This is a genomic window from Ferdinandcohnia jepli (assembly GCF_047246645.1).
In the GTDB taxonomy this organism is placed as follows: domain Bacteria; phylum Bacillota; class Bacilli; order Bacillales; family Bacillaceae_L; genus Ferdinandcohnia.
The window spans coordinates 30,997-47,217 of sequence record NZ_JBFOKR010000023.1 but is presented as its reverse complement, the minus strand read 5'-3'; the positions used below and the strand labels follow the sequence as shown (position 1 = coordinate 47,217).

The window sequence follows — 16,221 nt, the reverse complement described above, 5'->3', positions numbered from 1 at the left end:
TTGATGGCTACTAAAATTGATTCAAATCTTTATCTGTCAAATTTACAACCAGAGCGAAAAACGGGTTCGGATATTTTAGGTAAAGATGATTTTTTAAAGATACTTATGACCCAACTGCAAAATCAAGATCCAATGAATCCAATGGAAGATAAGGATTTTATCGCTCAAATGGCAACATTTAGTTCCCTTGAACAAATGACTAATATGAGCAAGACTTTGGAGAAATTTGTTACTAGTCAAACGGGTGAACAACTATTAAAGTATAGCAGTATGATTGGAAAAGAAGTGGAATACAGCTATACAACGAAAGACGAAGATGGAAAAGAGATTATAAAAACGGGTGTTGGTACTGTAAACTCAGTTTCACAAAAGCTTTCGTTTATAGAACTCGAATTGAGAGATGGGACTAAAATCTATAGTGACGAAATTATAAAGGTAAAGGAACCTTCAAACGAAGATAAATAGGAGGTGCTTTATATGGACCATCGAATATTACAATTACAAAATCATCCATTAACATTGCAAAATCGAAAAAAAGTTCAACATACTGAGCAACCGAAGGTATCTTTTAAAGAAACTCTTCACAAAGAGTCACATTTAGTTATAAGCAAGCATGCTCAAAAGAGATTAGATGAACGAAATATAACGATTCAAGAATCGAAATGGCATGAGATCCAAGAAAAAGTAACAGAAGCAAAATCTAAAGGAATACGTGATTCACTTGTTGTAATGAATAATGCGGCGTTAATCGTTAATGTACCAAATAATACTGTTATTACAGCAATGAACCGAAATGAAGCAAATTCTCAAATTTTCACCAATATTAATGGAACCATCATTTTAGATTAATTCGGCTGGACCTAATTAGGAAGCCATTGGTTAGCTGATTGACAGAAGCGGCCAACATACGAAAGGGGAAAAATTAAATGTTACGTTCAATGTACTCTGGAATAAGTGGTATGAAAAACTTTCAAACAAAGCTTGATGTAATCGGAAATAATATTGCCAATGTAAACACATATGGCTTTAAAAAAGGAAGAACAATTTTCACTGATATTATGAGCCAAACTATCAATGGTGCTACTGCACCTGGTCAATCCCTTGGTGGTGTTAACCCAAAACAAGTAGGGTTAGGTTCGTCTCTTGCAGCAATCGATACAATACACAACAGCGGCAGTTTACAAACTACTGCCAGAATCCTAGATTTAGCAATTGCAGGCGACGGTTTCTTCCAAGTAGCACCAACTTCTGATAGAACAACTTTTACAGAAGAAGCACTATACACAAGAGCTGGTAACTTCTATCTTGACCAAGAAGGTTTTCTAGTAACTAGTGCAGGTATGTATGTTATGGGATTTGCTTCTTATGAAAATGACGGTGATGATGCTACTCCTGATAGCCCAGAACCATCAACTATTAACCCTACAGAATTCGATTTTACAACTAACCCAACAACGCCGTCTTATACGGGTGCAGCCACTCCTGCTGTGGGCTACAAACCAATTCAGATTCCAACTGATGCAAAGAGTATGAGTATCGGAAAAGATGGCTCGGTTACTTACGTAGATGCAGGCGGAACATTGCGCTGGGCTGGTCAATTAGTTCTTAGTAAATTTCCAAATACAGGAGGTTTAGAAAAGGTTGGTGGGAACTTGTTCCAAGCAACTGCAAACTCAGGTCAACCAGTATTAAACTTTGCTGGTGAATCAGGACTTGGTTCAATTGAGTCAGGTGCCCTTGAGATGTCAAATGTTGACCTCTCTGAAGAATTTACGGACATGATTGTTGCTCAACGTGGTTTCCAAGCAAATACTCGAATTATCACTACTTCTGATGAAATTCTACAAGAATTAGTTAACCTAAAACGTTAATAGGGGGTAAGGGGCTTAGGGCTTCAGCCTAAAGCCCCGTGATAAAATTGATAACTTTAACGAGATTAAATGAAAAGAAGTTTACGTTAAACGCGTTATACATTGAGCAAGTTGAATCTTTTCCAGATACAACAATAACCCTTACCAATGGTAAGAAATTTGTTGTAAAGGAAACAGAAGAAGATGTACAATTCAAGGTCCTAGAATTTTATCAAAAAATAAATATACTAGGCCCTCGTAAGAGCTTGGAGGGATAAAAAACCTATGAAAAATAAGCTGCTTATTATTATGATAATAATCTTAAGTACAATTACGTTAGTTGGTACAACTGCATTTGTTATTTTAACGAAGGTAACAGCTAGTGAAAGTCAAAAAGAGCCAACAATAGATGAAGTAATTGAAGCAACTGTTGAAATCCCAGAGATAACAACAAAATTATTGAGCAATGATTATATTCGTATTTCATTTAATGTGCAAACCGATAGTAAAAAAGCTAAAGAAGAACTTGAAAAAAGAAGCTTTCAGGTTAACAACCTGATTATAAAAGAATTATCCAACATGAAGTCTGAAGAGTTTCAAGGTGAAGAAGGTATTATAAGCTTAGAAAACAGGCTAAAAGATCGAATGAATGGATTGATGCAAGATGGAAAGGTCGTTAAAGTTTATGCGACATCCTTTCTTCCGCAGTAAAACGTAAAACATCATAGTCTATAGAGCGGAGGTGGAACCTTGCCTGGAGAAATATTATCTCAGAGTGAAATAGATGCTCTCCTTTCAGCGCTTTCTACTGGTGAAATGAATCCTGAGGAATTAAAAAAGGAAGAAAATGAGAGAAGAGTAAAAGTATATGATTTTAAGAGAGCACTACGGTTTTCTAAGGATCAGATAAGAAGCTTAACTCGTATACATGAGAATTTTGCACGGTTGTTAACAACTTATTTTTCTGCACAATTACGAACATATGTGCAAATTTCAGTCGGAACTGCAGACCAAGTTCCTTATGAAGAATTTATCCGTTCAATACCCAAAATGACAATCTTAAATGTGTTTGATGTAACTCCATTAGAAGGAAGAATACTACTGGAAGTTAATCCAAATATTGCGTATGCAATGCTTGATAGATTGCTAGGAGGTAGAGGAGCGGGTTTAAATAAGATTGAGAATTTAACAGAAATTGAAACAAAAATTATGAGTAATATGTTTGAAAGAGCGTTTGATAATGCTCGGGAGGCATGGGCGAACCTTATTGAAATAGACCCAATGTTATCAGAATTTGAAGTGAATCCACAATTTTTACAAATGGTTTCACCTAATGAGACAGTTGTCGTTATTTCATTAAATACTCAAATTGGTGAGACGAGTGGAATGATTAATATTTGTATTCCTCATGTAGTTCTTGAACCAATTATACCTAAGCTTTCTGCTCATTATTGGATGCAAGCAGCTCCAAAAAAGGATAGAAATATGGAAGAACTTATGGATATTGAAAATAATCTAAGGGAATCTGAGTTAGCAATCGTTGCTGAATTAGGAACTGCAGATATATCCATACAGGAATTCTTACAGCTTGATATTGGGGATACAATACAACTTGATAAAATCATCCAACAACCTATCGTATTAAAGGTAGAGGATACACCAAAATACCTTGCTCAAGTGGGCAAGGTGAATAAGAGACAAGCTGTACAAATTCTGGAAGAAATCAAAGGGGGGAACAACGAAGATGAGTAATGGAAATATGCTATCACAGGATGAAATCGATGCACTATTAAGAGGAACTGCAGATATAGACAACGAAGAACCAATAGTGAGTGAAAAACAGCCCCTTGTTGAAAACTATTTGTCTTCCATGGAACAAGATGCACTAGGGGAAATTGGAAATATCTCTTTTGGTAGTTCAGCTACAGCACTTTCTACATTACTTAACCAAAAGGTTGAAATTACAACACCTAATGTCACGGTTGTTCTAAGAGATCAATTGGCTGATGAATTTCCTCAGCCATATGTTGCTGTTTATGTGAGCTATACACTTGGTTTTACAGGAACCAACTTATTGGTGATTAAGCAAAGTGATGCTGCAATAATTGCAGATTTAATGCTAGGAGGCAACGGCCAAAATCCATCCCAATTACTAGGTGAGATTCAATTAAGTGCTGTTCAAGAGGCGATGAATCAAATGATGGGCTCCGCTGCTACATCAATGTCTACTGTATTTAGTAAAAAAATTGATATATCTCCACCAAGTATAAATATTTTAGATGTTAAACACGGAGAAGGTACCGAGAAGCTCCCGTTAGAGGAAACATTAGTAAAAATCTCGTTTAGACTAAAAGTAGGCGAATTAATTGACTCAACTATCATGCAGCTAATACCTGTAAACTTTGCAAAAGAATTGGTAAATGAGCTTCTATCACCATCTGCTGAAGTTGCTCCAGCTGTAGATGTAGTACCTAGTAATATAGAAATTCCTACGAACCAATATGATTATGGATCATCAACACAACAACAGGCTGTTCAACCTAATTACAATTCAGTACCTTTTCAACAACCGCAAAATCAGGGTTCACAGCATATAGGAGGAACACATGTTACGCAAGCTGACATACAACCTGCTGTATTTTCAGACTTCCAACCAGTAAAACTGCAGGAGCCAGAATCAAAAAATTTAAGTATGCTCTTAGATATTCCACTACAGGTGACTGTCGAGTTGGGAAGAACAAAACGCTCTATTAAGGAAATATTAGAGTTGTCAGCTGGCTCAATTATTGAATTAGATAAGCTTGCGGGAGAACCTGTGGATGTACTAGTAAACAAAAAACTAGTTGCTAAAGGTGAAGTAGTTGTTATAGATGAAAACTTTGGTGTACGTATTACAGATATAATCAGCCAAAGTGACCGAATTAAAAAGTTGAATTAATTAAGGGGGATATATATATGGGACACAAAATATTAATTGTTGATGATGCAGCATTTATGAGAATGATGATTAAAGATATTTTAACGAAAAATGGTTTTGAGGTTGTAGCAGAAGCCGCTGATGGGGCTCAAGCAGTTGAAAAGTACAAAGAGCACCATCCTGACCTTGTTACAATGGACATCACTATGCCGGAGATGGATGGAATTACTGCGCTTAAAGAAATTAAAAAAATAAATCCAAATGCAAAAGTTATTATGTGTTCCGCAATGGGGCAGCAGGCTATGGTAATTGATGCAATTCAAGCAGGTGCAAAAGACTTCATTGTTAAGCCGTTTCAGGCAGACCGCGTAATTGAAGCAATTAGTAAAACATTAAGCTAGTAAACTTATCAGGAGAGTGGCAACATAGTGAAACACATAAAAATAATAGTACTTGGCCTTGTTTTTCTTCAGCTACTGCTTGTCACTTTTCCTGTGCAGGCAGAAGATGGACATGTAGATAAAAGTGTTTATGACGGATTGGGAAAACCAAAAACGGAACAAACCGATACAACCCAAACTGACAATGCTACACAAACTCAATTAGGATCCAATGAATTAACCGCTGGTGACTTTTTTAAAATGATATTTACAACTTTATTTGTTATTGCACTTATTTATGGTCTTTTAAAATTTGTAAATAAAAAAAATAAAATGTTTAACCAGTATAAATTCATTGAAAATCTTGGAGGGACAAGCCTAGGAACAAATCGTTCAATTCAAATTGTCAAGATTGGTGAACGTATCTTAGTAGTAGGGGTTGGAGAGTCGATTCAATTATTAAAAGAGATTGATGACACTGATGAAATTAGTGATATCCTAGAACAGCATAATTCGAAACTTGATTCAATGATTCAGCCAAGAGACATTATTTCTAAGTTTATTGAAAAGCGTAAGAGTAGAAAGAGCAGTGAGCAGGATGAATTTTCTTCTATTTTACAGAAACAGCTTTCTGAAATAACACAGGGTAGAAAAAAGATTGTTGAGCAACTTGAAGATAAGGAGTCTAGTAAAGAATGAATGAATTTATGGAGTTTTTTAATACTAGCACCCCTGAGAATGTATCAACATCTGTTAAAATGCTCCTTCTGCTAACAGTACTCTCAATTGCGCCAAGTATTCTAATCTTAATGACAAGTTTTACAAGAATTATTGTGGTGTTGTCTTTTGTTAGAACCTCATTAGGTACTCAACAAATGCCACCAAACCAAGTATTAGTGGGATTAGCATTATTTCTAACCTTTTTCATCATGGCTCCAATTTTTAGTGAAGTAAATGAGCAAGCTTTAACACCATTATTTAATGAAGAAATTAATTTAGAGGAAGCATATGAACGTGCAGCAACACCCTTTAAAGAGTTTATGAGTGTTCATACTCGTCAAAAGGATCTTGAGCTATTTTTAAACTACTCGGGAGCTGAGCGACCAACTTCAATTGAAGATATTCCTTTAACTGCATTGGTTCCGGCTTTTGCTATTAGTGAATTAAAGACTGCCTTTCAAATTGGTTTTATGATTTTTATCCCTTTTCTTGTCATTGATATGGTAGTAGCCAGTGTTTTAATGTCAATGGGGATGATGATGCTACCACCTGTTATGATCTCATTACCTTTTAAGATTTTATTATTTGTTCTCGTGGACGGTTGGTATCTTATTGTTAAATCCCTTTTACAGACATTCTAGAAGTAGGTGAACAGTTTTGAGTCCGGAGTTTGTAATTTCATTAGCTGAAAAAGGAATATATACGATTCTTATGATTAGTGGTCCCTTACTTTTGGTTGCATTAGTTATTGGACTAATTGTCAGTGTTTTTCAAGCAACTACTCAAATTCAAGAACAAACCTTAGCGTTTATTCCTAAAATTGTAGCTGTTTTAGTTGGCCTAGTCTTTTTCGGGCCGTGGATGCTTTCTAAAATGCTGTCATATACCCATGAAATTTTTAGTAATTTAACGAGATTTGTAGGGTAGCAGGATGACGGATATTATTACAAACTTTCCAGCTTTTTTGCTCGTATTAGTACGGGTATCTAGTTTCTTTGTAACGTTACCATTATTCTCGTATCGAACGCTACCAGCAACCCATCGTGTTGGAATTGCGTTTTTTGTATCGTGGATTATGTTCTTATCAATGGATAAACCAGCCCTTGATATCGATGGTTTCTATTATATGCTTATCATGAAAGAGGCAATGGTAGGACTGTTTATTGGTTTAGTGGCCTATATGATATTTGCAGCTATACAGATTGCAGGAAGTTTTATCGACTTTCAAATGGGTTTTGCAATTGCCAATGTAATTGATCCACAAACTGGTGCTCAAAGCCCTTTAATTGGTCAATATTTATATACATTTGCTTTGTTATTTTTATTATCAATAAACGGTCACCATTTACTACTAGATGGAGTTTTTTATAGCTATCAATTTGTACCAATGGAGCAGTTATGGATCCCTTTTGGAAATGAGAATGTAATAGAGTATGTAATCAAAGCTTTTAATTCAATGTTTATTATTGCGTTTCAAATGTCCTTGCCGGTAGTGGGTTCATTATTTCTTGTAGACATTGCATTAGGAATTGTAGCTAGAACAGTACCACAGCTAAACGTCTTTGTTGTAGGATTGCCTTTAAAGATTGGTGTTAGCTTTGTCGTTTTAATTATTTCAATGTCAGTGATGTTTATGTTGGTAGGAAATCTAGTAGAAAATATGTTATTAACGATGAGGGGTCTAATGCAACTCATGGGAGGGAGCTAAAATGCATTTTGTTAGACTTGACCTTCAATTTTTTGCGGGTGAAAAGACAGAAAAAGCCACTCCAAAGAAACGCCAGGATTCTAGGAAAAAAGGTCAGGTTGCGAAGAGTGCAGATGTAAATACAGCTATATTATTGATTGCAGTATTCTTTACACTTTTCATTTTTGGTGGTTTTTTTCTTGAACGATTACTTGGTCTATTAAAACATTCATTTACTCACTATTTATCAATAAATCCAACTGAACAGTCTATATCTGAGATTTTTATTGAGCTTTCACTTGAGGCTGGAATTATATTAGCCCCTATTTTAGTAGTTGCATTAATTGCTGGGATTGCAGCAAATCTGATGCAGGTTGGTTTTCTATTTTCAACAGAAGCCATCCAGATGAAACTTAATAAGTTAGATCCTATTCAAGGATTCAAACGTATTTATTCCATTCGTGCAATTGTTGAAATGATTAAATCGATCTTAAAGATAGTCATTGTTGGTGGTGTAACATTTGCGATTCTCTGGTTCCGATTGGAAGATATACTTTCTATCTCTCAAAAAACGGTAGGGTCAGCGCTACTTGTTTTAGCAAAGCTTACGGCTCAGATGGGTTTATTTGCAGGAGGAGCACTTCTTTTTCTATCACTCTTAGATTATCTTTATCAACGCTATGATCACGAGAAAAACATACGAATGTCTAAGCAGGATATAAAGGATGAATATAAGAAAACAGAAGGGGATCCTTTAATTAAATCAAAAATAAAACAAAAACAACGTGAGATGGCCATGCAGCGAATGATGCAGGAAGTACCAAACGCAGATGTAATTATTACAAACCCGACTCACTATGCAATTGCTCTTAAATATGACGAATCTAAGATGGATGCCCCATATGTAGTTGCAAAAGGTGTTGATTTTGTTGCACAACGAATTAAAGAGATCGCAAAGGAAAACGAAATTATAACAATAGAAAATCGTCCGCTGGCAAGGGCCCTTTATAGTCAATCAGAAATAGGGGATGCCATTCCAGAAGAATTTTTTAAAGCCGTTGCTGAAATTTTAGCGTATGTATATCGTCTAAAAGAAAAGATTTAACAGGCTACTTTTAACACTATTTCCACAAATATTAATCGCAAGCTTCCCACAGAGGGTACACATTGAAGGAGAGAATCAACTATGTCAGCTAGAGATTTATCGGTTTTATTAAGTGTTATCTTAATAGTCGCCATGCTTATCATTCCATTTCCAGCTTGGATGTTAAGTATTTTAATTATCATAAATATATCTCTTGCATTATTAGTTCTCTTAACTTCAATGAACATGCAGGAACCACTTCAATTTTCAATTTTCCCATCATTATTATTACTTTTAACCTTGTTTAGATTAGGATTAAACGTCTCGACTACTAGATCTATCCTTGCAACTGGTGAAGCGGGTGGGGTAGTACACACCTTCGGTACATTCGTTGTAGGTGGTAATGTAGTTGTCGGATTTGTTGTATTCCTAATATTAATTATCATCCAATTCATTGTTATTACCAAAGGTTCAGAGCGTGTATCCGAAGTTGCTGCACGTTTTACTCTTGATGCAATGCCAGGTAAACAAATGAGTATCGATGCAGACTTAAATGCAGGAATGATCTCTGACAAGGAAGCAAGAGAACGTCGTGAAAAAGTAGGTCGTGAAGCTGATTTTTACGGAGCGATGGACGGAGCAAGTAAATTCGTTAAAGGGGACGCAATCGCCGGTATAATCATTGTACTTATAAACTTGATATTCGGTTTCATAATCGGTATGACACAACATGGACTTGGCTTTCAAGAAGCTTTGTCAAAGTTTACTCTTTTAACGGTTGGAGATGGAATTGTAAGTCAGATTCCAGCTCTTCTAATCTCAACTGCTACAGGTATTGTTGTAACTCGTGCTGCATCAGATGGAAATCTCGGAACTGACATAACAAAGCAATTATTTGCTTATCCAAAGATGTTATTTGTAACAGCAGGCACAATCTTTTTACTTGGTTTATTTACACCCATTAATGACATATTAACAATCTCTATTTCGGGCTTCTTAGCTGTCGGAGGCTTTATGATCTCTAAAAATAGGGATCAGGAGGTTCTGTTGGAAAATGATATAGAGGAAGATGTTCATGTTGAGGATCTTAAGAGTCCAGAGAGTGTTGTTACACTATTAAATGTTGATCCGATTGAATTTGAGTTTGGATATGGCTTAATCCCTTTGGCAGATACAAACCAGGGTGGAGACATTCTAGATCGAATTGTCATGATTAGAAGGCAACTTGCAATTGAGTTAGGTCTAGTAATACCAGTCGTGCGAATTCGTGACAATATACAATTACAACCTAATGAATATCGCTTAAAAATAAAAGGTAATGAAATGGCAAGAGGGGAACTTCTATTAGATCATTATTTAGCTATGAGTCCTGGCTATGATGACGATGCTATAGAAGGTATAGATACGATTGAGCCATCATTTGGATTACCTGCTAAATGGATTTCTGAGGATATGAAAGACCAGGCAGAAATGAGTGGCTATACGGTCGTTGATCCACCTTCAGTTGTATCCACTCACATTACAGAGGTTATTAAACGCAATGCATTTGAATTATTAGGCAGACAAGAAACAAAACAATTAATTGATCATGTTAAAGAAACGTATCCAATTCTCGTGGAAGAAGTAACTCCTACACCACTAACTGTTGGGGATATCCAAAAGGTATTGGCAAAATTACTTAAGGAAAATGTTTCAATACGAAATCTTCCGGTTATTTTCGAAACACTTGCAGACTTTGGTAGAATGACAACCGATACAGATTTATTGACGGAGTATGTAAGGCAATCACTGGCAAGACAAATTACGAATCAATATATTGTTCAAGATGAAACTATGAAAGTTTTAACCTTATCTGGGAGAGTTGAAAAAGCAGTTGCTGATGGAGTTCAACAAACAGAACATGGAAATTACTTATCAATAGACCCTAATGTGTCTCAATCAATTATTGAAGCAATTGCTAAACAAATTGAAGCAGTTAGTCTACAAGATCAAGCTCCTATATTATTATGCTCTCCAGCTGTAAGAATGTATGTGAGACAATTGATTGATCGTTACTTTCCACAAGTACCTGTTCTTTCATACAATGAATTAGAAGCAAATGTTGAAGTACAAAGTGTTGGGGTGGTGAATATAGATTGAAGGTAAAAAAATATATAGCTTCCTCAATGCCTGAAGCGATGAAATTGATTCGTGCTGAACTAGGCAGTGATGCAGTTATTTTAAACTCAAAGGTTGTCCAAAAATCGGGATTTCTTGGTCTGTTTAGAAAAAAGAACTTTGAAGTTATTGCTGCTGTTGATCCTGTTCAGCCAACTAAGCAAAAACTCCAGCAAAAGGAAAAAATTAAAAAGCTGCCTATTGAGCCATTTAAGGAACAGACTAAAATACCTGTTGAAAGTGCTCCAACTATTCGTCCAGAAACTCAAAACAGTCAAGAATTAATCAAAGAGATTCGTGAGTTAAAAACATTGATGAAAGATATGTCTTCGGAGACGATGCCTTATAGTGGACCGTTAGCTGAGATCAATCAATTATTAATTGCTCAGGAACTTGATCCATTAATAAGAAAAGATATTTTATCTTCCTTACTAGAAAAGTGGTATTTAAACCAAGCTAAAGCAACTTATAATGATCTTATAAAATGGACAAATGAAATTATTATATCTTATCTCTCTCCTCTTAGTTTCGGTGGGGTATCATACCAAAAGCGATTCATTAATGTTGTTGGTCCAACCGGGGTTGGAAAAACCACAACACTTGCTAAGATTGCTGCAGATTGTATGTTAAAGGATAAAAAGCGAGTAGCATTCATTACGACCGACACATACCGTATAGCTGCAATTGACCAGTTAAAGACGTATGCGAAAATACTTGGTGCTCCTTTAGAGGTTTGTTACTCTTTAGAAGATTTTACTAGAGCTAAGGAAAAATATATGGATTACGATGTTGTACTAGTGGATACTGCTGGTAGAAACTTTCGCAATAAAAAGTATGTAGACGATTTAAATAGTATTATTAACTTTTCTGAAGATATGGAGACATATTTGGTTCTGTCATTGACTTCAAAAATGACAGATATGGCTGATATTTATAAACAGTTTTCAGTTGTAAATGTTTCGAAAATGATATTCACGAAGGTGGATGAAACCATTAATTACGGTCCTATGCTGAATTTAATGATTCATAATAAAATAGGTGCAGCCTATGTAACAAATGGTCAGAATGTACCCGATGATATTGTTGTTGCAACACCCTCACTTATTGCAAATACATTACTTGGAGTAGATGAAGTATGACAGACCAAGCATCCGCACTAAGGAAAAAGCTCGCATCAATCGATACAACTGAAAATAATCCAATAACCATAGGGGTTGTTAGTGGAAAAGGTGGAGTTGGTAAATCTAATATTTCACTAAATTTTTCAATCGCTTTAGCTAAATACGGTAAGAAAGTTTTGCTTTTTGATATGGATATCGGTATGGGAAATATTGATATTCTATTAGGAATTACTACACATCATTCAATAGTTGACCTTTTCAATAGTAATTTGTCTATAACTGACTTAATTGTAAAGGGTCCTGAAGGTATCGATTATATAGCAGGTGGAAATGGGCTTTCAAGCTTGTATAAGTTAAGTGAAACTAACTCTGAATACTTGATTGAGCAACTTCAACTTGTATTGAACCAATATGATTATGTGATGTTTGATATGGGAGCAGGCATGTCAGAGGAAAATGTTAAATTTCTAATGGCAATGGATGAGATATTTGTAATTACTACACCTGAACCAACTTCTATTACTGATGCTTATTCAGCAATGAAGTACCTATGTATGTTTGATCATAGTATTCCATTCAATTTGCTAGTAAATCGTGCACAAAGTGAAGCAGAAGGTATACAAACGTTTAAAAGGCTTAAACAGGTTGTGTCTAAGTTTTTAATCAAGGAAATTAGTCTTTTAGGAGTTTTAAGCGATGATAAAACTGTACCTAAGGCAGTAAGTCACCAAGTGCCATTTATTCTATATTCACCAAAAGCGGTGGTTAGTAAGTCATTATATGAGATGATGGTAAGGTATGTCGATAAAAACAATAATATATCTAGTAATAAGCAGTCTTTTATTTCGAAACTTCAACGTTTTTTGACTTTTAAGAAACGAGATTAATGGAACGAAGTAGTAAGAAACAATATATAGTTTAGGGTGATTTCGCAAACTTTGTTACTCTTATATTCTTTTAGGACATTAGTTCGAGTTGAATAATGATTTTACGAGGGTGATTGGAGTGTATGGAACGGTCCTCCCACTGAATTGACCATACTTTATACATTTTACACTCAAAAGTAATAGCCCAAAGTAAATTGCTTGAACACAGCGTTATTGTGAGTTTTCTAGATACTGCGGTAGAAAGGAAGACTAGATTTGAAGAAAATTAATGTATTAGTTGTTGATGATTCGGCGTTCATGAGGAAGCTTATTTCGGAATTTCTCAATGCAGACCATCAAATTAATGTAGTAGGTACCGCACGTGACGGGTTAGATGCAATAACGAAAATCGAAAAACTACATCCGGATGTTGTTACTCTGGATGTAGAAATGCCGGGCATGAATGGCATTGATGTCTTGAAAAAAGTTATGAAGGAAAATCCCTTACCAGTTGTAATGTTGTCTAGTACTACAAAAGATGGTGCAGACAATACACTTGCAGCTATTCAATTTGGAGCAGTAGATTTTATTCAGAAACCATCAGGTTCGATTTCAATTGACCTACACATTATTAAACAAGAAATAGTAACAAAAGTGATTAATGCAAGTAAAGCAAATATAAAATCACTGCAAAATCCTATTACACCAGGAATTACATCTACAAACAAGAGTATTGGGAAACATAATCAAGGTTCAATAGCTCGTAATACTGTAAAAAAACTACTTTGTATAGGTACTTCTACAGGAGGGCCAAGAGCTTTGCAACAAGTACTAACGAAGTTTCCAAAAGACTATGAAGCTCCCATTTTGATAGTTCAGCATATGCCTCCAGGCTTTACAAAGTCATTAGCAAATAGACTTAATTCCATTTGCGAAATCAATGTAAAAGAAGCAGAAAATGGTGAAATTGTAAAAGCAGGAACTGCTTATATTGCACCAGGCGGATACCATCTTAAAGTAAAAAAAATGGGAACATCCTTGGCGGTACACATAGAAAACAGTGAACCAAGGAACGGTCATAGACCTTCGGTTGATATATTATTTGAATCAATAAGTGAAATAGAAAATGTACGAAAGATTGCTGTTATCATGACAGGTATGGGCGCTGACGGTGCAGTTGGTTTGAAAAGAATGAAAGAAACTGGACAAGTTATTTCAATTGCAGAGTCTCAGGAGACTTCAGTAGTGTTTGGAATGCCAAAAGCTGCAATAGAAACAAATTTAGTAGATAGAGTGGTACCATTAGGAAATATAGCCGAAACTGTCCTAAGTCTTACATAAGCGAAGGGGTGTAATCAATGGAATTAAGTGATTATTTAGAAGTCTTTATTGAAGAAAGTAAAGAACATCTTCAAACTTGTAATGAGCAATTATTAAATTTAGAAAAGGATCCCCAAAACATCACAATTGTTAATGAAATTTTCCGTTCTGCTCATACCTTAAAAGGTATGTCGGCTACGATGGGTTATGAGGATTTAGCAAATCTAACTCATCAAATGGAAAATGTCTTAGATGGTATTCGAAATTCTAAGGTTGCAGTTACGCCTGAAGTACTTGATGTCGTTTTCCAAGCAGTTGATTATTTAGAAGAAATGATATTTTCAATTGCTGACGGTGGTGATGGTAAGAAGGATGTAACAGATGTTGTCCATTTGTTAAAGATTATTGAAAATGGAGATGAAACGATTAGCCTCGTCTCCCAACATAAAGAAACACTGCCTGTACGTAGTAGCAATACGAAAACAGCATATGATGATTTTGAACTTACTGTTCTGCAACAGTCAGAGGACCAAGGGTTTAACTGTTACGAAGTTACTGTTGTGCTTAGAGAAGACTGTTTACTAAAGGCAGCAAGAGCCTTTATGGTTTTTGAAGTAATAGAACAAATAGGAGAAGTAATAAAATCAGTACCATCGGTCGATCTTATCGAGGATGAAAAGTTTGAGAATGAGTTTTGCGTAACGGTTGTTTCTAAAGAAGATGAAATAGAACTTCAAAAACGCATATTAAAAGTTTCAGAAATAGATAGAGTTGAAGTTGTCAAACTACAACTTGGGGAATATAACAATCCTGAGACTGAACTTATTCAAGGACAAGCTGAGGTTGCACCTTCGCTGGCTATTGTGGAAGAGCCATATATAGAGGAACAAGAAAACCGATCTCAGCAAACCAAAAGTAAGAGTTCAAGCAGTTCAAAAACAATCCGTGTTAACATAGAACGGCTTGACATTCTTATGAATTTATTTGAAGAACTCGTAATTGACAGGGGAAGATTAGAACAAATCTCAAAAGATTTAAATAATGCTGAACTTCATGAAACTGTGGAGAGAATGTCAAGAATATCTGGTGACCTCCAAAATATTATATTAAACATGAGAATGGTTCCAATAGAAACTGTATTTAATAGATTCCCTAGGATGATACGTCAATTAGCAAAGGATTTACACAAGAAGATTAATCTTCAAATTATCGGAGCAGAAACTGAACTGGATCGTACTGTTATAGATGAAATTGGTGACCCTTTAGTCCACTTGCTTCGAAATGCACTTGATCATGGTGTTGAAACTCCTGAAATAAGAGTGCAAAACGGAAAAGTAGAAGAAGGAACAGTTATTTTACGTGCTTATCACAGCGGGAACCATGTCTTTATTGAAATTGAAGACGATGGAGCTGGCATAAGTAGAGAAAAGGTATTACAAAAAGCTATAAAAAATGGTCTAATTTCAGCTGAAAATGCGGATGCGTTATCAGACAGTCAAGTATTTGATTTTATCTTTTCTTCTGGATTTTCAACAGCAGAGAAAATTTCTGATGTTTCGGGTCGAGGAGTTGGATTAGATGTAGTTAAAAACACGATTGAATCTCTGGGTGGTTCTATAACAATCACTTCCACAAGAGGTAAGGGCTCTGTATTTTCTATCCAGCTTCCGCTAACCTTATCTATAATTTCAGTTATGCTTGTAGAGGTCCAAAGTGAGAAATACGCAATACCTCTTTCTTCCATTATTGAAACTGCGATTGTGAAGAAGGAACAAATCCTGTATGCACATAATCAAAAAGTAATTGATTTTAGAGGTAAGGTTGTACCGTTACTTTCCATTAAGGATATTTTTAACGTACCAACAACAATGGAAGAGGATGAATATTATTCTGTTGTTATTGTTAAAAAAGGAGATAAAACGGCAGCTTTAGTCGTCGATTCCTTTATTGGCCAACAAGAAGTTGTATTAAAATCATTAGGCAACTACTTATCTGGTGTTTTTGCAATTTCTGGAGCTACCATATTAGGTGATGGGCAAGTAGCTTTAATCATTGATTGTAATGCATTAATTAAATAAATGGTTACCACAAAAGGAGAGAGTGTAGTGTCCGAACAATC

The 16,221-nt window shown here is 35.5% G+C and carries 18 protein-coding genes; all 18 read left to right on the top strand.

The features are described 5' to 3' along the window. The first annotated feature begins 3 nt into the window (after positions 1-3). The gene (gene flgD, locus AB3M96_RS20555; protein ID WP_412969480.1) at positions 4-465 is read left to right on the top strand and encodes a flagellar hook assembly protein FlgD; all 462 of its coding nucleotides are present in this window, start codon (positions 4-6) and stop codon (positions 463-465) included. 12 nt (positions 466-477) lie between these two features. After that, positions 478-849 (top strand): TIGR02530 family flagellar biosynthesis protein, encoded by a 372-nt coding sequence (locus tag AB3M96_RS20550; RefSeq protein ID WP_412969479.1) that lies wholly within the window; start codon positions 478-480, stop codon positions 847-849. A 77-nt stretch (positions 850-926) separates the two neighbouring features. Further along, positions 927-1,871: a flagellar basal body rod protein FlgG gene (gene flgG / locus AB3M96_RS20545; RefSeq protein WP_412969478.1), complete on the top strand. Its 945-nt coding sequence runs from the start codon at positions 927-929 to the stop codon at positions 1,869-1,871. 47 nt (positions 1,872-1,918) lie between these two features. Beyond that, a complete protein-coding gene (locus AB3M96_RS20540) occupies positions 1,919-2,128 on the top strand; it encodes a flagellar FlbD family protein (protein ID WP_412969477.1) in 210 nt (69 codons plus the stop codon). 7 nt (positions 2,129-2,135) lie between these two features. Then, on the top strand, positions 2,136-2,561 hold the full coding sequence (gene fliL / locus AB3M96_RS20535; protein ID WP_412969476.1) for a flagellar basal body-associated protein FliL: 426 nt from the start codon (positions 2,136-2,138) through the stop codon (positions 2,559-2,561). A 39-nt stretch (positions 2,562-2,600) separates the two neighbouring features. Continuing rightward, positions 2,601-3,602: a flagellar motor switch protein FliM gene (gene fliM, locus AB3M96_RS20530; protein ID WP_412969475.1), complete on the top strand. Its 1,002-nt coding sequence runs from the start codon at positions 2,601-2,603 to the stop codon at positions 3,600-3,602. Continuing rightward, the gene (fliY, locus tag AB3M96_RS20525; protein WP_412969474.1) at positions 3,595-4,788 is read left to right on the top strand and encodes a flagellar motor switch phosphatase FliY; all 1,194 of its coding nucleotides are present in this window, start codon (positions 3,595-3,597) and stop codon (positions 4,786-4,788) included. The genes fliM and fliY overlap by 8 nt, the downstream gene beginning before the upstream one ends. Positions 4,789-4,805: 17 nt before the next feature. Beyond that, a complete protein-coding gene (cheY, locus tag AB3M96_RS20520) occupies positions 4,806-5,168 on the top strand; it encodes a chemotaxis protein CheY (RefSeq protein ID WP_412969473.1) in 363 nt (120 codons plus the stop codon). A 27-nt stretch (positions 5,169-5,195) separates the two neighbouring features. Continuing rightward, positions 5,196-5,846, top strand: a complete 651-nt coding sequence (locus AB3M96_RS20515) for a flagellar biosynthetic protein FliO (protein ID WP_412969472.1) — start codon at positions 5,196-5,198, stop codon at positions 5,844-5,846. Continuing rightward, positions 5,843-6,508: a flagellar type III secretion system pore protein FliP gene (gene fliP, locus AB3M96_RS20510; RefSeq protein ID WP_412969471.1), complete on the top strand. Its 666-nt coding sequence runs from the start codon at positions 5,843-5,845 to the stop codon at positions 6,506-6,508. Before AB3M96_RS20515 ends, fliP begins: the two co-directional genes overlap by 4 nt. 16 nt (positions 6,509-6,524) lie before the next feature. After that, on the top strand, positions 6,525-6,794 hold the full coding sequence (fliQ, locus tag AB3M96_RS20505; protein WP_412969470.1) for a flagellar biosynthesis protein FliQ: 270 nt from the start codon (positions 6,525-6,527) through the stop codon (positions 6,792-6,794). Positions 6,795-6,798: 4 nt separating this feature from the next. After that, entirely contained in the window at positions 6,799-7,575 is a 777-nt protein-coding gene (fliR, locus tag AB3M96_RS20500) for a flagellar biosynthetic protein FliR (protein WP_412969469.1), read from the top strand. A gap of 1 nt (position 7,576) precedes the next feature. Then, positions 7,577-8,659 carry a flagellar biosynthesis protein FlhB gene (gene flhB / locus AB3M96_RS20495; protein ID WP_412969468.1) on the top strand — a complete coding sequence of 361 codons (1,083 nt, stop codon included), beginning with the start codon at positions 7,577-7,579 and terminating at the stop codon, positions 8,657-8,659. Between the two features lie 81 nt (positions 8,660-8,740). Continuing rightward, positions 8,741-10,777 carry a flagellar biosynthesis protein FlhA gene (flhA, locus tag AB3M96_RS20490; RefSeq protein ID WP_412969467.1) on the top strand — a complete coding sequence of 679 codons (2,037 nt, stop codon included), beginning with the start codon at positions 8,741-8,743 and terminating at the stop codon, positions 10,775-10,777. Further along, positions 10,774-11,934 carry a flagellar biosynthesis GTPase FlhF gene (flhF, locus tag AB3M96_RS20485; protein ID WP_412969466.1) on the top strand — a complete coding sequence of 387 codons (1,161 nt, stop codon included), beginning with the start codon at positions 10,774-10,776 and terminating at the stop codon, positions 11,932-11,934. Before flhA ends, flhF begins: the two co-directional genes overlap by 4 nt. After that, positions 11,931-12,803, top strand: coding sequence for a MinD/ParA family protein (locus tag AB3M96_RS20480; RefSeq protein ID WP_412969465.1), 873 nt, complete (start codon positions 11,931-11,933; stop codon positions 12,801-12,803). Before flhF ends, AB3M96_RS20480 begins: the two co-directional genes overlap by 4 nt. A 255-nt stretch (positions 12,804-13,058) precedes the next feature. Continuing rightward, entirely contained in the window at positions 13,059-14,123 is a 1,065-nt protein-coding gene (locus tag AB3M96_RS20475) for a protein-glutamate methylesterase/protein-glutamine glutaminase (RefSeq protein ID WP_412969464.1), read from the top strand. Positions 14,124-14,140: 17 nt separating this feature from the next. Further along, a complete protein-coding gene (locus AB3M96_RS20470) occupies positions 14,141-16,180 on the top strand; it encodes a chemotaxis protein CheA (RefSeq protein WP_412969463.1) in 2,040 nt (679 codons plus the stop codon). Positions 16,181-16,221: the final 41 nt, after the last annotated feature.